At 60.4% G+C, this 19,673-nt stretch carries 14 protein-coding genes; 5 read left to right on the forward strand and 9 right to left on the reverse strand.

Annotation, left to right across the window (positions count from 1 at the left end):
• Positions 1–51: 51 nt before the first annotated feature.
• From ACIOVB_RS06575 to cbiE, 9 genes are all read right to left on the reverse strand, one after another.
• Complete coding sequence (locus ACIOVB_RS06575) at positions 52–2,172, reverse strand: TonB-dependent copper receptor (RefSeq protein WP_401265971.1); 2,121 nt, start codon at positions 2,170–2,172, stop codon at positions 52–54.
• 84 nt (positions 2,173–2,256) lie between these two features.
• Positions 2,257–2,706, reverse strand: a complete 450-nt coding sequence (locus tag ACIOVB_RS06580) for a DUF2946 domain-containing protein (protein ID WP_401265974.1) — start codon at positions 2,704–2,706, stop codon at positions 2,257–2,259.
• 21 nt (positions 2,707–2,727) lie between these two features.
• The gene (locus ACIOVB_RS06585; protein WP_401265976.1) at positions 2,728–3,207 is read right to left on the reverse strand and encodes a copper chaperone PCu(A)C; all 480 of its coding nucleotides are present in this window, start codon (positions 3,205–3,207) and stop codon (positions 2,728–2,730) included.
• A 48-nt stretch (positions 3,208–3,255) separates the two neighbouring features.
• Positions 3,256–3,654: a DUF2946 domain-containing protein gene (locus ACIOVB_RS06590; RefSeq protein ID WP_401265979.1), complete on the reverse strand. Its 399-nt coding sequence runs from the start codon at positions 3,652–3,654 to the stop codon at positions 3,256–3,258.
• Between the two features lie 97 nt (positions 3,655–3,751).
• Positions 3,752–4,042, reverse strand: coding sequence for an addiction module antidote protein (locus ACIOVB_RS06595; RefSeq protein ID WP_401265982.1), 291 nt, complete (start codon positions 4,040–4,042; stop codon positions 3,752–3,754).
• Positions 4,043–4,045: 3 nt separating this feature from the next.
• Positions 4,046–4,348 carry a type II toxin-antitoxin system RelE/ParE family toxin gene (locus tag ACIOVB_RS06600; RefSeq protein ID WP_401265984.1) on the reverse strand — a complete coding sequence of 101 codons (303 nt, stop codon included), beginning with the start codon at positions 4,346–4,348 and terminating at the stop codon, positions 4,046–4,048.
• A 192-nt stretch (positions 4,349–4,540) separates the two neighbouring features.
• Positions 4,541–5,269 carry a cobalt-precorrin-6A reductase gene (locus tag ACIOVB_RS06605; RefSeq protein WP_401265987.1) on the reverse strand — a complete coding sequence of 243 codons (729 nt, stop codon included), beginning with the start codon at positions 5,267–5,269 and terminating at the stop codon, positions 4,541–4,543.
• Positions 5,266–6,363: a cobalt-precorrin-5B (C(1))-methyltransferase gene (locus tag ACIOVB_RS06610; protein ID WP_401265989.1), complete on the reverse strand. Its 1,098-nt coding sequence runs from the start codon at positions 6,361–6,363 to the stop codon at positions 5,266–5,268. The genes ACIOVB_RS06605 and ACIOVB_RS06610 overlap by 4 nt, the downstream gene beginning before the upstream one ends.
• On the reverse strand, positions 6,356–7,567 hold the full coding sequence (gene cbiE, locus ACIOVB_RS06615; RefSeq protein WP_401265992.1) for a precorrin-6y C5,15-methyltransferase (decarboxylating) subunit CbiE: 1,212 nt from the start codon (positions 7,565–7,567) through the stop codon (positions 6,356–6,358). Before cbiE ends, ACIOVB_RS06610 begins: the two co-directional genes overlap by 8 nt.
• A 132-nt stretch (positions 7,568–7,699) precedes the next feature.
• On the opposite strand from cbiE, the gene cobG reads away from it, so the two are divergent.
• The 5 genes from cobG to ACIOVB_RS06640 all read left to right on the forward strand — a co-directional run bounded on the left by cobG (position 7,700) and on the right by ACIOVB_RS06640 (position 19,429).
• A complete protein-coding gene (cobG, locus tag ACIOVB_RS06620; RefSeq protein ID WP_401265993.1) occupies positions 7,700–8,992 on the forward strand; it encodes a precorrin-3B synthase in 1,293 nt (430 codons plus the stop codon).
• Positions 8,992–9,618: a precorrin-8X methylmutase gene (locus ACIOVB_RS06625; protein ID WP_401265996.1), complete on the forward strand. Its 627-nt coding sequence runs from the start codon at positions 8,992–8,994 to the stop codon at positions 9,616–9,618. Before cobG ends, ACIOVB_RS06625 begins: the two co-directional genes overlap by 1 nt.
• The gene (locus ACIOVB_RS06630) at positions 9,615–10,349 is read left to right on the forward strand and encodes a precorrin-2 C(20)-methyltransferase (protein WP_370872600.1); all 735 of its coding nucleotides are present in this window, start codon (positions 9,615–9,617) and stop codon (positions 10,347–10,349) included. The genes ACIOVB_RS06625 and ACIOVB_RS06630 overlap by 4 nt, the downstream gene beginning before the upstream one ends.
• A complete protein-coding gene (cobJ, locus tag ACIOVB_RS06635) occupies positions 10,349–12,037 on the forward strand; it encodes a precorrin-3B C(17)-methyltransferase (protein WP_401265998.1) in 1,689 nt (562 codons plus the stop codon). The genes ACIOVB_RS06630 and cobJ overlap by 1 nt, the downstream gene beginning before the upstream one ends.
• 309 nt (positions 12,038–12,346) lie before the next feature.
• Positions 12,347–19,429 carry a TcdA/TcdB pore-forming domain-containing protein gene (locus ACIOVB_RS06640; protein ID WP_401265999.1) on the forward strand — a complete coding sequence of 2,361 codons (7,083 nt, stop codon included), beginning with the start codon at positions 12,347–12,349 and terminating at the stop codon, positions 19,427–19,429.
• Positions 19,430–19,673: the final 244 nt, after the last annotated feature.

Raw genomic sequence — 19,673 nt, forward strand, 5'->3', positions numbered from 1 at the left:
ATCGCGAGCAGGCTCGCTCCTACAGTGGGAGCCAGCCTGCCGGCGATGCTGTTAGAAACTCATATCCACCTTGGTCCAGAGCGTGCGCCCCGGTTCATTGATGGCTTGCGGGTCGTTGGCCGGGTAGCCGAAACCGGCGTTGCCCGCCAGGTTCAGGTGTTCGGCGTAAGCCTTGCCGAACAGGTTGTCGACGCCGCTGCTGACCTTCCAGTGCTTGTTGATCCGATAGGCACCGTTGAGCGAGAACACGCCGAAGCCCGAACTCTTGTCGTAATCCTTGCCGACCACGTTGCCCTTGTTCTGATCGATACGGTTTTGCCTGGCCACCACCCTCCACAGTGCGCCGGCACTCCAGTTGTCTTCGCTGTAGGTCAGGCCGAAACGTGCATCCAGCGGCGGCATCTGCGGCAGCGCTTTACCGTCGCTGCTGTTCTTGCCCCAGGCGTAGGCCAGGGTTGCGTCGGCTTTCCAGTGGTCGGTGAGGTTGTAAGCGGCACCGAGTTCACCGCCCATGATTCGCGTGTTGATGTTTTCGGCGCGCGAAGTGCTCATGCCCATCATCGCGGGGGTGTAATCGAACAGGATGTAATCGCGCACCACGCCGATGTAGCCCGAGGCCCAGGCCTCAAGGTCGGCGCTTTTGTAGTTCACGCCGAAGTCGAGCTGAGTGGTCTTTTCCGGTTTGATCGAATCGAATGCATTGACCGAACCGGCAGGTCCCGACTTGGGCGAAAACAGCTCCCAGTAATCCGGGAAGCGCTGCGCGTGACCGAGGCCGGCGTAGAGCGTGGTCGGGCTGTCGGACAGGTCATGCTCATAACGCACGAAGCCGCTGGGCAATGTGTCAGCGCGAGTGTCGTCGGCGGTCGGGTTCGGCCGGGACATCATTCCCGAACTGGTGGTTTGCCGGTAATCCTTTGCTGAAGCGCGATCGATTCGGGCGCCGGTGATGAGCCGATCACGGTCGGCGGCGTACCAGGTCATTTCGCTGAACACGCCGTAGTTATGGAAGTCCGCGTCTTTGTTGCGCGGCACGTTCTTGTAGGTGTCGATGCCCATCGCTTTGCGCTGGCGATGCTCGTTGGTCTGTGCGTCGAGGCCGGTGATCAACTGGATGTCGGCCCAGCGCCAGGTGGCTTTTATCCGCGCGCCGAGAGTGCGGCGGTCGACGTTCGACGCCATGGGCCCGGCCATCATCCCGGTGCCGGACGGCGTGCGCAGGGTGTAGTTGTCCATGACGTGGTCGGCGTAGTTGTAGTAGACCTGCGCCTCCAGTTTCTCCAGCACGTCAGTGATGTTGGACTTTTCGAAACGCAGACCGAGGCTTTCGCGCAGGAACTGCGAGCCGTCCATGCCACGTCCGGCGTAGCGGGCTTCGCCGTCGCCCTTGCCGGCGGTCAACTCGATCAGGGTGTCGGCGTCCGGGGTCCAGCCGAGCGCCACGTCGCCGTTCCACTTGTCGTAGCGCGAGGCGACGATATCGTTATTGCCGTCGCGATAATCGTCGGAGTGCGCGGTGTTGCCGATCACTCGCACGTAGCCCAATGGCCCGCCAGCTGCGGCGTCGACGACTTTGTCGAAGCGACCATGGGAGGCGGCCAGAATGCTCGCGTTCACCCGCGTGCCGAGCTCACCGAAACTCTCCGGCTCACGGTCGAACAGAATCGTGCCGGCCGATGCGCCGGGGCCATAAAGCACGGTTTGCGGGCCTTTGATTACGGTGAGTTTGTCGTAGGTTTCCGGCGAGATGTACGAGGTCGGCGCGTCCATGCGGCCGGGGCAGGCGCCGAGCATCATGCTGCCGTTGGTGAGGATATTCAGCCGCGAACCGAACATGCCGCGCAGCACTGGATCGCCATTGGTGCCGCCATTGCGCACCAGCGCGAACCCCGGAATGGTCTTCAGATAATCGCCGCCATCACTGGCTGGCACTGGTTGGCGCGGGTCTTTGGGGTTGGTGACGATGGTCAGCGGCGAACTCGGCGCGATGGCGGTGATCACCGTCGGACTCAGTTCATCCGCGTGTGCGGCGTGGTCATCGGCCAGCACCAGCGGGGACAGCAGGACGCCGCAAAGGACGGCGATAGCGTGCCTGAAACGAATGCGCGATTCGTTCAAAGCGAAGGTCGCCCGGGTAGAACCCAGACGTGGAACAGCAGAAAACCTGGACATGACAATTTCCATCAAACAGTCGTAAACGACACGGCCGGCAGCCTGAAGCTGTCTTCTCAACCGTGTGTAATCAGCGGTGGGTGATTACGCTGCGATGGGCGGGGCGCGCGTGCGGGCGCCGGGGAAGAAGGTTTGCCGGGCATGGCCCAGGCGCGGGAAAGGCGAGGTGAAGGTGTTGGCGTGGGCGATGCTGAATGCGGCGAACGTGCCGCCGCCGGTCAGTGCCGGGCAATTGAACAGCAGGCTGCAGTAGCCGCACTTTTCCCACAGCGCGTGGTGCGAGGATTGCGGCGGGCAGTGTTCGACGGAGGGTTTGGCGTCATGCGCGGTGTGATCCATACCGGGCATGTCCATCGACATGTCCATGCTCATCGACATGTCCATGCTCATCGGCATGGACGTCGAGGCGTGTTGATCCATCGGCATCGACTGAGAAATCAGTGGGCCGATGAAGATCATCAACATGGCGAACAGGGCGATCCAGCTACCGTGCTCACGGTTGTTGCGGATAGACCTGGCGCTGGACGGGCGCATGATTGCGGTCAGCCGAAAGGCTTACTGAGCGTGCGCGTGGGCTTGTGTGGTTTCCGGCGGCTTCTTCTGCACGGCTACTTCGACGGTGACGTCACCGGCCTTCTCGAAATGCATCGTCAGCGGGAAGCTTTTGCCGTCGCTGAGCAGGCTGCGATCCGTCGGGTTGAGCAGCATCACGTGATAGGCCATCGGCGCGAAAATGACATTGCCGCCCGCCGGGATTTCCACGCTCGGCACTTGCTGCATCTTCATCAGATCGCCCTGCATTACATGCTCGTGCAATTGCGCCTCGGGGGCGATTGGCGAGTCGACGCTGAGCAAGCGGTCGGCGTTTTTGCCGGCGTTGTGAATGATGAAGTAAGCGGCAACGGTCGGCGCATTCGGTGGCAGTTCCTGCGACCACGGGTGAGCGATTTCCAGCTCGCCGGCCTTGTATTCGTGGGCATGGGCGAAGCACGCAGGCAGCAACAGCGCAGCGATGACGAAGAGTTTGTTCAACATGGCAGTTCTCCAGAACGATTTGAAACGCAGGTCAATTGCGCGAACAAATCAAACCAGAGGGGAAGCGCGGGGATTGAGGCTCGGCCATTGCTGGCGCGGTGTGGGTGTTTGCAGTGAGGCGGGCGCCACGCTGCGATTGCTCTCAAAGCGGGCGAAATACAGCTGCGGCGTATGCCCCGGCAGCGCCACCAAAGGCGATGAACCCGAGCAGCACCAGCAATGCTGCATGTTGGAGTGGTTGTCGTTGGACGGGGCTTTCTGCTCCGTGGTGCCGATGTTGATCGCCACCATCTTCGTCCCGCTGCCGGTGCAGAAACTGCTCCACAGCAATTGCTCGGCCGGTGAATTGGCCGCTTGCGCCATCGCTCCCGTCATCGGCATGGCGAGCATGTTGAACAGCACTGCAAAGCAGGCGATCCAGGCAAATGCGAGCCGGTGTCGGTTCATGGGACAGATCCGTTGGGTGGGCGATCAGGCGCGGCTATTTAGCCTGATCAGGGCCGATAAGTAAAAAAGCGTCGTGCGGTTTGGTGTCGCAGATCAATCAAATTGCCACGGCATGTAACTTCAGACCCAGTGCTTTCATGACTTTCATAATAGTTGCGAATTCAGGATTGCCAGTGCTGCTTAGAGCTTTATAAAGGCTTTCCCGGCCCAGGCCGGCATCACGAGCCACTTGGGTCATGCCTTGGGCTCGGGCAATGTCATTGAGTGCGGCACGGATCAGGACTCCATCCCCGGCATCTTCGTCAAAGCATGCGTCCAGGTAAGCCGCCATTTCCTCGGGTGTTTTCAGAAACTCGGCAGCATCGAAACGGGTGAATTTTTCGGTCATGACTTACTCCTCATTACCGATACGTTGCGCCATCTTTATGGCACGTTTGATATCTCGTTTTTGCGTCGACTTGTCTCCCCCGATTAGCAGCAGATAAATCACTTCATCTCGCCGTGTGAAGTAAATCCTGTAGCCGGGGCCGTAATGAACCCGCATTTCATAAACGGAGTCGCCTACGAACTCGCAATCACCAAAGTTGCCATGCTCGGCCGCTCGAAGCCTGGCGATGATTCGCGCTTTACCGATGGTGTCTCTCAGGATATCGAGCCACTCGGCAAATGTGCGGGATCGTTCAAAGTCGATCATGTCCGGATCGTATTCCTTGGGATACAGGCTGGCAAGACAGAATTTCCCCGGAGGCAGTTGATGCTTCCCGGAAACTGCCGAACTGTCTGCCTGTTTGGATTAAAGGAAGCGGAATAGTGGAGTGAAGCTGTAGTGGGGAACAGTCGGCCGCTTCTTAAAAATCTGCCGGCTAATTCGCGGGTAAATTTGAAATCAGGAAACGTCTGACGCAGAGAAGGCATCAAGGACTTCAGACACCGATCCAAACTCCCGATCAACCCCAGGCAATCCCGGCCGCTTCAACACCATCACTGGCACCCCACGCTCGCGCGCCACTTCCAGCTTCGGCTCAGTCGCCGCACTGCCGCTGTTCTTGCTGATCAGCACATCGATCTGCTGCCGCTCGAACAACGCGCGTTCATCTTCCAGCAGGAACGGCCCGCGAGCGGCGATGACTTCGCAGTGTTCGTTGCCGGGATAAACGTCGAGGGCGCGCAGCGTCCAGAATTGATCCGCAGGGATTTCGTCGAGGTGTTGCAGTGGCTCGCGGCCCAAGGTGAACAAGGGGCGGTGGAACGGTTTGAGGGCAGTCATCAACTCAGCCCAGTCGCTGACTTCGCGCCAGTCATCACCCGGTTGCGGCTGCCACGCAGGGCGGCGCAAGGCCCAGCAGGGGATGCCGGCCAGTTGCGCAGCGTAGGCGGCGTTGTGGCTGATTTGCGCGGCGTAGGGATGGGTGGCGTCGAACAGCAGGTCGATGCCTTCGTCACGGATGAATTGCGCCAGACCTTCGGCACCACCGTAACCACCGACGCGCACCTGACAAGTCAGATCCGTTGGCACCCGACCCACCCCGGCCAGACTGTAAATGTGCTCAGACCCCAGCTTACGGGCGATGGCCAGCGCTTCAGTCACGCCGCCAAGCAGCAAAATCCGCTTCATGCAAAACCTCCGGCGTGGCCGACAATGCCGCCCTGACGATCAATCGCAAACACTTCGACCTGCACCTGTGCCGGCACCACACTGCGGGCGAATTCCAGCGCGTGGCGACAGACCTCATCCCCCAATGCGATCCCCGCCGCACTGGCCATGGCCAGCGCTTGCTGACTGGTGTTCGCCTCTCGGATGCCCTGCTGCAAAATCTCATCCGCGCCAATCGCCGCCGCCCATTCCGCCAGTTGCGGCAAGTCGATGCTGGAATGGCGCGAGTGCAGATCCATGTGCCCGGCCGCCAGTTTGCTGATCTTGCCGAAACCGCCACACAAACTGAGTTTATCCACAGGCACTTTGCGCAGATGCTTGAGCACCGCGCCGACGAAGTCACCCATTTCGATCAAGGCGATTTCCGGCAGGTCGTAGACCCGGCGCATGGTGTCTTCGCTGGCGTTGCCGGTGCAGGCCGCGATGTGCAGGTAGCCGTTGGTCTTGGCAACGTCGATGCCCTGATGAATCGAGGCGATATAGGCCGCGCAGGAAAACGGCCGGACGATGCCGCTGGTGCCGAGGATCGACAGGCCGCCGAGAATGCCCAGGCGCGGGTTCATGGTTTTCAGTGCCAGGGCTTCGCCGCCCTCGACGTTGACCGTGACGTCGAAGCCGCCGGCATAACCGGTCTCGGCGGCGAGCAGGCTCAGGTGATCGCTGATCATCTTGCGTGGCACCGGGTTGATCGCCGGTTCGCCGACGCCCAGCACCAGTCCGGGTCGGGTCACGGTGCCAACGCCTGCGCCGGCATTGAAACGAACGCCCGGCTCGGCCATCAATCGCACCCGCGAATACAGCAGTGCGCCGTGGGTCACGTCCGGGTCGTCGCCAGCGTCCTTGATCGTTCCTGCTTCAGCGCCGTCGTCGGTCAACCGGCAGAACTCCAGACGCATCTGCACCTGTTTGCCTTTGGGCAAGACGATCTGCACCGCGTCGGCCGAGATGCCGCCGAGCAACAGGCGAGCAGCGGCGAGGCTGGTAGCGGTGGCGCAGCTGCCGGTGGTCAGGCCGCTGCGCAGGGGCGCGGGTTGTTCGGCGGTTTCGTCACGCATCAAGAGGTTTGACCAGATCGAGCAGAGTGATTGGCAACGCCTGACGCCAGGTGTCGAACTCGCCCAGCGGTTGCGCCTGGGCGATATGGATGCGCGTCAGTTCGCCGCCGTAGCGCTCCCGCCAGTTCATCAGGGTGATTTCGCTTTGCAGAGTTACGGCGTTGGCGACCAGTCGGCCGCCGGGTTTGAGTTGCTCCCAGCAGGTCTCGAAGACGCCCTCGCGGGTCACACCGCCGCCGATGAAAATCGCGTCCGGGCGCTCCAGCCCTGCGAGTGCCTGCGGCGCGCGCCCACGGATCAATTGCAGCCCGGGCACGCCCAGCGCATCGCGGTTGTGCTCGATCAATTGTTGGCGGCCGTCATCGGCTTCGACGGCCAATGCGCGGCAACTCGGATGCGCGCGCATCCATTCGATGCCGATCGAGCCGCTACCAGCGCCGACGTCCCACAGCAGTTCGCCAGGTGTCGGGGCGAGGCGCGCGAGAGTGATGGCGCGCACATCGCGTTTGGTCAGTTGGCCGTCATGTTGGAAAGCCGAGTCGGGAAGGCCCGCGAGGCGTGACAAACGTGGAGCATTGGCATCGGCCAGGCATTCGATTGCGACCACGTTGAGGTCGGCAATCGGCGCGTCGTTCCATTCATTGGCCGTGGCGTCGACACGTCGCTCGGCGTCGCCGCCCAAATGTTCCAGAACGCTCATCCGGCTCGAACCAAAGCCGCGCTCGCGTAGCAATTGCGCGACTGCCGCCGGACTTTGTCCGTCATTGCTCAACAGCAGCAGGCGCACGCCACTGAACAGCTGCGCATTGAGGGCTGCCAGCGGCCGGGCCACTAGCGACAGTGTCACTACTTCCTGCAACGGCCAGCCGAGACGGGCGGCCGCCAGCGCGCAGGAGGACGGCGCGGGCAGGATCAGCATCTCGTCTGCCGGCAGCTGCCGCGCGAGGCTGGCGCCGACGCCGTAGAACATCGGATCACCGCTGGCCAGCACGCACACTGCTGCGCCGCGTTGTTGCAGCACTGGCGCAAGGGAAAACGGGCTCGGCCACAACTCACGCTCGCCACGAATGCACACCGGCAGCAAATCCAGTTGCCGCTGGCCGCCGACGATCCGCGAGGCGCCCATCAGGGCGCGCCGGGCGTTTTTGCCCAGGCCCTTGAAGCCGTCTTCACCGATTCCCACTACCGTCAGCCAGGGTGACATCTATATTCCTCTAAACAGGCCGATCCGACGGGCAGACTTTTCATGCCACCGGACAAAGCAGGCATAATACCGCGCCTTCGCCCGCGAAGCGCCTTTCCCACGCAGCCGGTCAGCCCCTTGAACGAACGCCCGATGTCCACCGCCATACGCCCCTCGGCCTGCCCGGGGTTGCTGCGTATCGTCCAGGCATTGGACGGCGGCATCTGCCGGATCAAACTCAACGGCGGCTCGATCAGCGCCGATCAGGCTGACGCGGTGGCCAATGCCGCCGAACAGTTCGCCGGCGGTGTGATTGAGGCGACCAACCGCGCCAACCTGCAGATTCGTGGCATCGCTCAGCAATCCGCTGCACTGATCGACAGTCTGCTGTCCGCTGGCCTCGGCCCGCGAACGGCGGCGGGCGACGATGTGCGCAACCTGATGCTCAGCCCGGCCGCCGGGATCGACCGGCAGATGCGCTTAGACACTCGCGCGCTCGCCGAACAGATCCTCGACACCCTGCAAAGCCATCCACGTTTCCATGAATTGAGCGCCAAGTTCGCCGTGCAACTGGATGGCGGTGAAGCGCTGGCGATGCTCGAACATCCGCATGACTTGTGGTTATCCGCGTTCGAGCACGACGGTGAAACGCTGCTGGCATTCGGTCTCGCGGGTTGCCCGACGGATCGCGCGGTTGGCGCCGTGGCCCTGGAAAGCGGCCATGCGCTGGTGGTCGCGGTATTGGAGTTGTTCCTCGAACTGGCGCGACCCGAGCAGACGCGGATGCGCCATTTGCTCGACGAACTGCCGATGCTGGCGTTTCTTGAACAGCTCAGGACGCGCCTGCCGATCAAGGCGATCAGCGCTTGGCAACGCATATCAGCGGCGGACGATCTGCACATCGGCGCACATGTGCAGAACACAGCCAACTTCGTCTACATCGGCGCGGTGCCGCCACTCGGTCGCCTCGATCCGGACATGCTGCGCGGCGCCGCGCAACTGGCCCGCCGGTTCGGCGATGGCAGCCTGCGTTTCACGCCGTGGCAAAGTCTGCTGCTGCCCAACGTGAGCGCGAGCGATGCCGCGCAAGTGCTCGCAGGGCTCAAGCAACTGAACCTGCTGACCGACGCTTGTGAACCATTGTCGAAAATCATCGCCTGCACCGGTTCCAGCGGCTGTGGCAAAGGCCTGGCTGACACCAAGCATGATGCCCGTCTTCTCGCAACGCTGTTGCCCCGTGCACAAAGCGTGCATCTGTCCGGCTGCCCGCGTTCATGCGCCGCGGCCCACTGTGCCCCGGCGACTTTGCTGGCCGTCAGTGCCGGGCATTACGACCTCTATTTTCGCGATGCAGCGCAGCCGGGTTTCGGCGCGCTGCACGCACGCAACCTTACTATTGAAGCGGCCGCGACCTTGCTCGCCGGCCGCTCCCGGAGCCCCCTTTGATGCTTGATTACATCCGCGACGGTCAGGAGATCTATCGCAACTCCTTCGCGATCATTCGCAGCGAGGCCAATCTGGCGCGCATCCCGGCCGATCTGGAAAAACTCGCGGTGCGAGTGATCCACGCTTGCGGCATGGTCGAGGCCGTCGACGGTCTGCAATTCTCTGAAGGTGCGGGCAAGGCCGGGCGCGATGCGCTGGCCGCCGGTGCGCCGATCCTCTGCGATGCGCGGATGGTTTCCGAAGGCGTGACCCGTGCGCGCCTGCCGGCGAACAACGAAGTGATCTGCACCCTGCGCGACGAGAGCGTGCCGGAGCTGGCCCGTGAGTTGGGCAACACCCGTTCCGCCGCCGCGCTGGAACTGTGGCGCCCGCATCTGGAATGCAGTGTGGTGGTGATCGGCAACGCGCCGACCGCGCTGTTCTATCTGCTGGAAATGCTCGACGCCGGCGCACCGAAACCGGCGCTGATCCTCGGCTTCCCGGTGGGCTTCGTCGGTGCCGCAGAATCCAAAGCGGCGCTGGCGGCCGACAGCCGTGGCGTGCCGTTCGTGATCATGCAGGGCCGCCTCGGCGGCAGCGCCATGGCCGCTGCGGCAGTCAACGCCCTCGCCACGGAGATCGAATGATGCAGGCAAAAGGTCGTTTGATTGGCCTGGGCGTGGGCCCCGGAGATCCGGAGCTGATTACCGTCAAGGCCCTGCGCCTGCTGCGCGAATCGCCAGTGGTCGCGTACTTCGTCGCCAAGGGTAAAAAAGGCAACGCCTTCGGCATCATCGAAGCGCACCTGCAGGAGGCGCAGAATCTGCTGCCGCTGGTGTACCCGGTGACCACTGAAGCGTTGCCGGCACCTCTTTCTTATGAACAAGTCATCAGCGATTTCTACGATGAAGCCGCCGAGACTGTGGCCGCGCATCTGGATGCCGGTCGTGATGTCGCGGTGATCTGCGAAGGCGATCCGTTCTTCTACGGTTCTTATATGTATCTGCATGATCGCCTGGCCACCCGCTACGAAGCGCAAGTGGTGCCGGGCGTGTGTTCGATGCTTGGCGGCGCTTCGGTGCTGGGTGCGCCTTTGGTGTACCGCAATCAGAGCCTGTCGGTGCTTTCCGGCGTCTTGCCCCACGAGGAACTCAAGCGACGTTTGGCCGATGCCGATGCGGCAGTGATCATGAAGCTGGGGCGCAATTTCCCCAAAGTGCGTCAGGTGCTGGAAGAACTCGGCCTCGCCGAACGGGCGCTGTACGTCGAGCGCGCGACCATGGCCAATCAGAAGATCGTGCCGATGGATCAGGTCGAGCCGATGTCGTCGCCGTACTTCTCGCTGATTATCGTGCCCGGCGAACGGTGGCAAGGCTGATGACTCCATCCACTCCCGCCATTGTCATTCTCGGTCAGGGCAGCCTGGCCACCGCGCGGCGCATTCAGCAGGTGTATCCGGCGGCGCAGATCCACGGCCTCGCCGGTCGGGTCGAAGGCGCCGACTGCACCTATCAGGAATTCGGCGCGACCCTGCGCGCGTTGTATCAGCGGGACACGCCGATCATTGCACTGTGCGCGGCCGGCATTGTCATCCGCACCCTGGCGCCGCTGCTGCTGGAGAAGGGCGTCGAGCCTGCGGTACTCGCCGTCGCTGAAGATGGCAGCGCTGTGGTGCCGCTGCTCGGTGGCCTCGGCGGGGTGAATGTCATGGCGCGGGAAATCGCGGCCAGGCTGCAAGTCGCGGCGGCAATCACCACCAGCGGCGAGCTGCGCTTTGGCACCTGTCTGCTCAATCCTCCGAGTGGCTACGCGCTCGCGGATCTGGAACTGGGCAAGCGGTTTGTCTCCGACCTGCTGGCCGGGCACCCCGTACGCATCGAAGGTGCGGCGCCGTGGCTGGCGCAGGCACAGCTGCCGGAAGATCCGCAGGCGCAGCGTTCGATCCATATCGGCAGTGTCGAACGCGAAGCGAACGCTAATGAATTGCTGATTTACCCGCGCAGTGTCGCGGCGATGGTCAGCGCTGAAGTGCCGGATCTGCCGAACACCCTGCGTAGCGCGTTGCACGAGGCAAAAGTGGCGGTGCAATCGCTGGCCTGTCTGGTGGCGATCGACACTGAAATGGCCGCGGCGAATCTGCGTGAAGCGGCGCTGGAGTTGGGCGTGCCGCTGCGGTTTATCGCTGCAACGAGCGACCTTCATGCGCTGCCGGATGTGTCGATTATCGGCTCAGCACACGGCATCACTTTGGCTGTTTCCGAGCAGCCGCTGGACGTCGCGCAAATCGGTCGCCCACGCGGGCGCCTGGCGGTAATCGGCCTCGGCCCCGGCGCTGCCGAACTGATGGTGCCGGCGGTGAAAGCCGAACTGGCCCGCGCCACCGACGTGCTCGGCTACGAAACCTACGTGCGCATGGCCGGCCCGTTCCGCGACGATCAAATCCAGCATTGCACCGACAACCGCGAAGAAATGCAGCGCGCCCGCCACGCCTTCAGACTGGCGGCTGCGGGTCGTTCGGTGATCGTGGTGTCTGCTGGCGATCCGGGTGTGTTTGCCATGGCGGCGGCGGTGCTCGAAGCGTTGCACGAATCGACCGATCCGGCCTGGCACTGCGTCGATCTGGAAATCCTGCCGGGTGTGTCGGCCTCGCTCGCCACCGCCGCTCAGGCTGGGGCGCCGCTGGGGCACGACTTCTGCGTGATGTCGCTGTCGGACAACCTCAAACCGTGGTCGATCATCGAGAAGCGTCTGGATCTGGCGGCCGAAGCGGATCTGGCGCTGGCGTTCTACAACCCGATCTCCCGCGCCCGTCCGTGGCAACTGGGGCGTGCGCTGGAGATCGTCGCGCAGCATCGCACCCCCGAGACGCCTGTGGTGTTGGGCCGCGATATCGGCCGGCCGGGCCAGACCCTGCGCACCACGACGCTGGGCGCGCTGACCGCGGATCAGGTCGATATGCGCACAATGGTGCTGATCGGCTCGTCCACCACGTGCACCTTTCCTCGCGCTACGGGGGGCGAGTGGGTTTACACGCCGCGCTGGTACGGCGAGAAGCCGGATGCCTGACGGTGTTTCTTTCAGGGCTCATGAGAAGTTGTAAGTAACTTCGCGCATTTGTGAGCTTAAGTTAACTCCGCCGGGTACAACTTCCCGGAATATAAACAAGGCTGCGAACCATTGGGTTCGTGGCCTTGTTTGCTTTTCAGCAGACAATACTGGACGGCGGTGTTTATCCCCGATGGATCCCTGCTTAACAGTTGAATGTTGTTCGATGTTTCTCCTGACATTGTTTGAATTTTTTCGCGTTTGATTCATTCGTCTTTGCCCAATAGTTTTGTCCGTCTAATGCTTTATCAACTCAAGGATGGGGATGTAATGGGTACTTCGGAAAGTCACCAAGGGCGGTCTGCCTTTATTTCGTCGCAAGAATATTCAACTCTGCAAACGGTGTTGAGTGAGTTCTCCGGTTCTGCCGAGTACGCGGCACTTGCCAGGCACTATCAGGGGGTAAGTAAAGCAGTCGATGTGGCGGAGAAAATGCTGTCGGCAAAACTGTTTCAGGAAACACTCGCGTCCTTGCTGCGCCAAAAGGTTACACCGGTTCCTTCAGCAATCGACCAGATCTACGACGGACTAGAACAGTATGTGACGACGCTGTCCGATACGGTAACCCTGCTCTCGGGCGCTGCTACGCCCGTGCCCAAAATCATGCATTTCGTCTGGGTAGGCGGTAGCGAGGTTGGCAACATCCAGCGCGATTACATGAACATCTGGCGCGAGGTTTTGAAACCGCAGGACTACAAGTTCAACCTTTGGTACGACAGTGATGCGTTACTGGCTTTTGAGATGAACCGCGTGATTCTCGACAGTGCCAGGGTGCATGCAATGGAGTCAGGCGGGAGTGACGTGACGCAGTCCCGGCAGTTATCGCAAATGATTGAAGACCGCGCCCGGGTTTTGAAAAATCAGATGTTCGACTATCTCAACCAGCCGCAGTGGGCGGGTCGCACGGACGAGGCGCGTATCGAGCTGATGGTTCGTGCTTACGGCAAGGATCGCGCGACGCTAGAGGCTTTCCGACAACGCTGTCTGGACACGCATCAGGCGATGGCCGGGCAGGATCTGCAGTTGCGGGATGTCAAACATGAGTTCTCTGGTCACTTTTTACAGGACGTCTATCAGCGAGAAGTCGGTATGCGCGGTAACTTTGCGGCGGCCAGTGATGTGGTGCGGTTGCAGGCCGAGTATCTGGAGGGTGGTCGTTACAGCGATATGGATTACTTGCCGCCGCTGGCCGATAAGTTGGGGGGCGTGGATATAAGCGGCTTCAGTGATGAACAGCGGTTGGGCGTGTTGCAACTTTTGCTCAATCATAACGAGGCGTTGATGCCCGGTCGGGACCGTCAACGCTACGTGGATAAAACCGACGAGGTTCCGGCTCGCGTTAAGGAAGCCTTGCTCGCTTTCGCGCGCAGCCAACCCGATGTCCATGAAATATTCGTTGCGCCGCGCGATGCCCCAGTGCCCAAGAATGGATTTCGTATGGGGACTCAGTTCGACCGGGAAATGAATGCTCATTTTGTGGCTCACGCTCAAAGCGGTATGACCCTGGCAATCATGCAGTTGATTCGCTTCAACTATGACGCTCTGCAGGCGATTGAACGAAGGGCTGCCGAGGCAGGTGTCAGTTGGGCGCAAAGCGACAGGTTGCTGGATGTCATTGAAAACGTACTGAATGAAAAAAGAGCAGAAGGGGGGCTCAATCAATCCGTTAAGGATTTTTTGGGTAATTTGGGGCAGGCCATTTTCGGTTACTACCAGGACGGTATTCGAATCGAAGCTCGCGGCACTATCGCCCTGACCGGTCCCGGTGCCGCCATCACTGGCATCAAGCAATACATTGAAACGCATCTGCACGCGGACTCTCAGGTCGCTATCCAGGAACGACTGCGGCTGGCTGAAGGCTACAACGTCAATACCGAAGAGGAAATGATCTCCGGCTGGACCGTCAACGATGATCCCGAGAAATGGCTGGTCAAAGAACAGGAGAAATGGCAAACCGGCAAGCTCAAATCACGTTATGCCGGCGACCTGAATGACCTGCTCAAAGGGCAGACACTGACCTTCAAACAAGGCTGGCCGCTCATCGAAGGCAGGCCAGTGCTGTTGACCTCCGTCCTGCAACAACTGATGGAGACGCTGGGCGATCCGTTCATTCGTGCAATGAAGGACAAGTTGAGTGGTGACATCACGTTCGATAAACCAGTGGCCATCGGTTTCGACGTCCGCCAGCAAATTCTCGCTCAACCCGTCAGCGAGCTGCCGCCGTCTCACGGTGCCGAATCCACCAGCCACTTGAACGAACTGTTTACCCGGGTTGCACACGGGTCGCTGACGGTCGAGCAACTCAGCCCGTTGTTGCGCGTGGTGCTGGGCGGGATGTTTGGCGCTACGCGTCTGGACACCAGCGGTTTTGCCGGTGCGTGGCAGCAGGCCATGGACCTGGCAACGCAAACCGCCGAAGGTGGCCTGTTCGCCCGTTACAACGCGCTCGAAAAAGCCTTGCGCCAACACGCGTCCCCGGCGTTTGAAGTGGGTCTTGCGAACGCTCGTCAGCCAGGCACGCACACAGCGCGCGAACTCAAGGTACTGGCTCTGACAGATCCCTTGACGTTGCACCAGTGGGGTGAGCGCATCGGGCAAATCAACAGCACCGCACAACGTGAATATCACACGCAGATCCTCAGGCGCGGTGCGCAGGTTCGTGCCGAACTGTTCATGGCCGGGGCCATTTCCGCCAGGCAAATGCCGCAGGATCTACTGATGCGCACGCCGGGCGATCCCGGCCGTCGGTGCTATCCGCTGGCACTGTTGATGGCGGCGGCACTGTCCCAGGGCGACTCGGCCGAACGCGCGCTGATCGGTCGAGTGGCCAATGCCAGCCTGACCCCCGAAGACGCCGACTCACGGGCGTTGCTGTCGGCGCTGGACGAATTGCAAGCGCTGCCGTTGAACGATGTCGGCAAGCCCCAAGGCACTCACAGCCTGGAAAGCATCGCACAAACGCTGGAGGCGAAAACGGCTCCGAGCGTCATGCTGCTCGATACCGGCAATCACGCGATGCTGGTGGCAAAAATGCTCATGGGCAGTCAGACGGTCTACCGTTTTTATGAGCCTAACTTCGCGATCTACGGATTTTCACGGGTTGAACAGCTCAAGCAAGGCATGCAGCGCTACCTCGCCGGCGATAACGGCGCGATGGCCAGACTTTACGGTCTCGCGGATGGAGAGGCAGCGCGGTTCAACATCATTGAACTGAACACCACAGAGCTCGCCGGCAAAGTGCTTGCGTCGAATACGCGGCTCGACAGTTTTTTGCAGAGTGGGCCAATAGTCGAGCCCAAAACGGCTTCGGTCTGGGAAAAACAAGCGGTGGGGCGCCGGCGCTCGCTGAACGAAAACGCGCGGATGGGGGCCAGTCTGGCGCAAATGGACGCCCGTTACTGGGCGCAGGAATTCGATCAGGCCAGCAGCAATCTGCGAACCGAGCACTCGCTGGGCGGTGAATATTTGCCGCTGTTGGATACGCTTGAACAAAAGCCAGGCGCGGGTTACAGCGTGACGCTGGTGGATGCGCACAATCCGCAGAACACCCGAGTGGTGACCACCCATGATGTGCGGTTCAGCAAGGTCAAACAGCATATTCAGCGTCTGGTGAAGACGCTGGCAGGCAAACCAACCGCTTTGGGTGAAGCCGACGGCGGCAGTCGATTGAGTTTTGCCTTTGCGATCCAGACCCTGATCACCGAAATGCGCAATCGCGAATATCAGGCCGGGGAAGGTCAGGTACCGGCGTTGTCGATCGCACTTCAGGTGCAGGTCTATGTCAGCTATGCCCAGTTGGGTTTTGGCGTGTTGAGTGATTCTGTGCAGTTGATCAACCTGGTTCGGCAGGTGGCGGCCAGTGAGCAAGCGCTGGCCCTGCGCCAGTCATCGCTGTCGGCACGGCTGCTGGGCAAGGCTTCGATCGTGGGCGGGATCGGCTTTTCAGTCATCAATATCGGCTTCGATATTTATGGCCTGACGGTGGCGGAAAACCAGGAGCAGCGCTCGCGGCTTGCCACTCAATTGACCTTCAATGTGGCGGCGCTGGGGCTCGACATCGTGGCGCTGGCTGTTGGCGGAACGGTGGGCGCCGCTGCGGCGATTCTGTCGGTGCCGTTGCTTGGCGTCGGCATTGGCGTGACGGCCATCGCCAGTAATCTGGGGCAGATCAGCGACAAGGCCAAAGGCGTGGGCGCACATTTGCGCAAGGTTAAAAACGCCTACGGGACCGCCGGTTACTCCCGCAAGGACGGGGTGTTGCGATTCGAACCCGAGGCCGTCATCACGTTGCTGGATCTGCAAAAGAATCAGGTGAGCTTTGACAGTCAGAAGTTCTATCCCATGGTTCGCGGTGGTTTGGAGTTGCCGAAATACAACGACGATCCCATGCAAATTCACCGGGCAATCGATATCCGTGAGGCGTTGAAGCTTCCCGGCAAGATTGGCCTGATCCGGGTTGTCCCCGACGATATCCAGACTGTGGTGCTGCCCTGTACGCCTGTCTGCTATTACGGTTACGAATACCAACTGGGAACGCCAGGATATATCTATCAGTCCATGTCGGGAGAACGGCACGAGAGTCGGGCATCGAGTGAGGTTCCCACATCGGTATTCTCTGGTTTTTTCCCCGGCCTGGCGCTGGCGAGTCTGTTCGACGACCGGATCGAAACCTGGTATCCCGACTTGCGTAACAGCGTCGTGGAGAAGCTGGAGTATGACGAGCTAGGTAACCAGCGGTTCTATTTCACCGTCAATACACCGTTCCCGCACATTCTGTACAAGTTGCATCCGATCTATAAGCCGACCCATATCGAGGTACGGCTGGATGAGCATGTGCGTCAGCTACTGATTCCGGAGCTGCCGCCGGAATGGAAAAAACTGATCTCTTATGCGATTACCGCTCAGTCAGGGCTTTATCAGCTCTGGCTCACGCCCGGGGTTAAAGCGGTGACGCTCGATGATGTCAGCTACGCGAAATGGGTGATTCACGCACCTTGGGCTGCCCTTGAACGCGTCACTTTCGACGGCGCGAACCTGATCGTCGACGGCATTGTGCTCAATGCCTTCGAAGGAATGATCGAACTGGCCAAGGGTGAGCTATTCCAGGTGGACTGGCAGGAAAAAAGATTGCTTCTGCTGTCTGTCTCGCTCGATGCCAAGAGCACCGTAGCGCAGGTGCTCTCGCACATGCGTAAACGGGCCAGGGAAAAGCGTTTGGTATCGGCATACGTGCCGCTTTACAAGTACACGGTGCCTTACACCTCTGCCAATCAACCGGTCGTCACCACCGCGTTCTATGAGGTAGCGCGTGACCGCTTGCTCTACGCCCGCAACTTGCCTGAAACCGTCAATGAGGGTGTTGTTCTGGCAGGCGCCAACGCGCAGCACGCATGGTTCTACCATCCGGATCATGCAACGGTCTGGCGCGTCGATGCGGTGACCGGCACGGTCATCCACCGCTATCGACTGATGAACCCGGCGAGCGGTGCAAAGATCATTGGCTGTGTTCAGGATGCGCACAGTACTCTGCGGATATCGCAACGAATGCTGGAACAGAGCGAGGTCGAAACGACCCTGGAGTATCGGATAACGGGTTGGGCAATCGAGTTGACGGGTATCAAGACCTCATCCCGGCAGCACGACTACGTCCACAAGCCCGGTGCGGTTTACTGGTCCTCCTTGATACGTCACTTTGCCACGTCGCGCCCTTTCAAGGATGCAACGCCTGGCATGGGGGGGGCGATCAGCACCGGGGGGCTCGCCAGATTTGTGCATGCGCGTGCCTACGTTCTCGAAGGGCTGCGTGATCAGGCCTGGCTTGGCCTGAGCAGCGGCCGCTATTTCCGCGCGGGGCTTGGCAGTCAGCCGGACATGGTGATGCTGATGCCGCATCAACCCCAGGACTTCGCGATGCTCTTTTACAGTAAAGAAAACGGGGAAATCAGCCGTGGTATCGAACCTCGAACAGCAGGGGCCGAGTATAGAAATGAAGTGATCGAAAGGGGCGTCAGCGAGGTTACCCAAGCAGGCGAACGTTACATTGCCACCAAGAACGATGGTCGTTTGTTCGAGATCGACCCATTGGGGACGTTGAAGTTTGTCGGCCTTGGTCAGCGTTGGCTGCAACGTCACCCGGATTGGCTAAGCGCATTACCTGCGCTGGCCGCCACCTATCGAGCGGCGCCTTTCCCGATCATCGGTTTGGGCAGTGTTTCCGGCAGCGCGTTGCTCGCGGTGTGGTGTATCGAGGAGCAGGTGCTGCTGGCCGATGTCGCTGGCGGCAAAGAACTGGCGTTGCTTGGGCTGACCCCGGACAAACAAGCGGCCTGGCTACTGGATGTCTCGGCCGGGCAACTCTATCGCCAAGCGCTGGTGTCGATCGAGGCATTACGCGGGGCATTTGCCACGGGCACCCGGCTGCTGGACCCCGAGCAGTTGCCGATGGCGAAAAAAGTCTGGGACCCATGGTCATTTGCCGAGGTGCTGGTGCAGGGGCAGGGCTTGCTCGGGCGTACCGGCGAAGGCGTCAACCTGGAACTGCTGGATCAGCACCCGGCACGTATCGTCGGCGTCGAAAAACAATGGGTGTCTATTGCCGGACAGACTCCGCAGCAATTGCAGGCCCGCTTGAAGGCGTTGCTCAAAGGACAGTCCCATGCACCGGTTCTGCACGTCGAAAACTCTTCGGATCGCTACACGTACTTTGTGCCGGAACTGGACCAACTGTTCGATATTTCCGGTCGGGCTGATGGCCAGTGGGCGGTGTTTCTTGGCACGCGCAACCAGTCGATAGCGATGCTCTTCGATCCGCTGGATAGCCTGAACTCCAGTCGAGAGTCGGAACATGCCGTTTGGGTGCCTGGCCAATACGCCCGGCGCGAGGGTGAAGTACTGTCGCTTGAGATGAGCGGTGAGGTCACTGATGTCCTGGACATGTTGCCTGACGGGGTCGACAAGTTGATCCTGGGGTTTGGGGCGCAGGCGTTGAGTTATCAAGTGTCGGAGCAAGCCTGGCAACGGCTGGATTGCATTGTGGTCGATCCCCGGCGGCCGTTGGGAGCAGAAACCACCAGCGTCTGCACGCTGATGCTGGACATGGACGCCAATGAACGCCTGTTGGTGTCGTTGGTCGACGGACAATTGGTGTTCACTGACTCGGACAACGCTCACAGCCTGATCGTGCGGGACGTCGTGACGCAAGGTGAAGAGCAGGGCGTAGCGATGCAGATCGGCATCAGGATTCGCGCAAAGCAGTACCTGCGGGGAACCGGGGAGTGGCTCAACGCATTGTCAGCAGCGCGAGGCGATGAAGGACATGCCTCAGTGGAAACACTGATAAAACAGTTACATTGAAATATCAGGTCAAACTGAAAGTTCAGGGCCGCGAATATATATTCGCGGCCCTTTTTATTTTTAATTGGTTTTAATTTGTGTTCTGTTGCTCAGGTTTTATTGGTGTTTTTTCCATGAGGGGTTGCAGTGAAATATACAGAGTGAAATTTATTGTTCTCTCGCGCTGATGCGTTGTTTGGTATTTCTGGTCTTTGAAAGAAATTGAGTTTTATCTCGTTTGAGTTTTGCTTTTGTTAGTGGCTAG

Source organism: Pseudomonas sp. NPDC087639, from assembly GCF_044743385.1.
In the GTDB taxonomy this organism is placed as follows: domain Bacteria; phylum Pseudomonadota; class Gammaproteobacteria; order Pseudomonadales; family Pseudomonadaceae; genus Aquipseudomonas.

Coding starts and splice junctions, on each gene's coding strand:
- ACIOVB_RS06575 (WP_401265971.1), bottom strand. CDS start 2,172: ATGTCCAGGTTTTCTGCTGTTCCACGTCTGGGTTCTACCCGGGCGACC.
- ACIOVB_RS06580 (WP_401265974.1), bottom strand. CDS start 2,706: ATGCGCCCGTCCAGCGCCAGGTCTATCCGCAACAACCGTGAGCACGGT.
- ACIOVB_RS06585 (WP_401265976.1), bottom strand. CDS start 3,207: ATGTTGAACAAACTCTTCGTCATCGCTGCGCTGTTGCTGCCTGCGTGC.
- ACIOVB_RS06590 (WP_401265979.1), bottom strand. CDS start 3,654: ATGAACCGACACCGGCTCGCATTTGCCTGGATCGCCTGCTTTGCAGTG.
- ACIOVB_RS06595 (WP_401265982.1), bottom strand. CDS start 4,042: ATGACCGAAAAATTCACCCGTTTCGATGCTGCCGAGTTTCTGAAAACA.
- ACIOVB_RS06600 (WP_401265984.1), bottom strand. CDS start 4,348: ATGATCGACTTTGAACGATCCCGCACATTTGCCGAGTGGCTCGATATC.
- ACIOVB_RS06605 (WP_401265987.1), bottom strand. CDS start 5,269: ATGAAGCGGATTTTGCTGCTTGGCGGCGTGACTGAAGCGCTGGCCATC.
- ACIOVB_RS06610 (WP_401265989.1), bottom strand. CDS start 6,363: ATGCGTGACGAAACCGCCGAACAACCCGCGCCCCTGCGCAGCGGCCTG.
- cbiE (WP_401265992.1), bottom strand. CDS start 7,567: ATGTCACCCTGGCTGACGGTAGTGGGAATCGGTGAAGACGGCTTCAAG.
- cobG (WP_401265993.1), top strand. CDS start 7,700: ATGTCCACCGCCATACGCCCCTCGGCCTGCCCGGGGTTGCTGCGTATC.
- ACIOVB_RS06625 (WP_401265996.1), top strand. CDS start 8,992: ATGCTTGATTACATCCGCGACGGTCAGGAGATCTATCGCAACTCCTTC.
- ACIOVB_RS06630 (WP_370872600.1), top strand. CDS start 9,615: ATGATGCAGGCAAAAGGTCGTTTGATTGGCCTGGGCGTGGGCCCCGGA.
- cobJ (WP_401265998.1), top strand. CDS start 10,349: ATGACTCCATCCACTCCCGCCATTGTCATTCTCGGTCAGGGCAGCCTG.
- ACIOVB_RS06640 (WP_401265999.1), top strand. CDS start 12,347: ATGGGTACTTCGGAAAGTCACCAAGGGCGGTCTGCCTTTATTTCGTCG.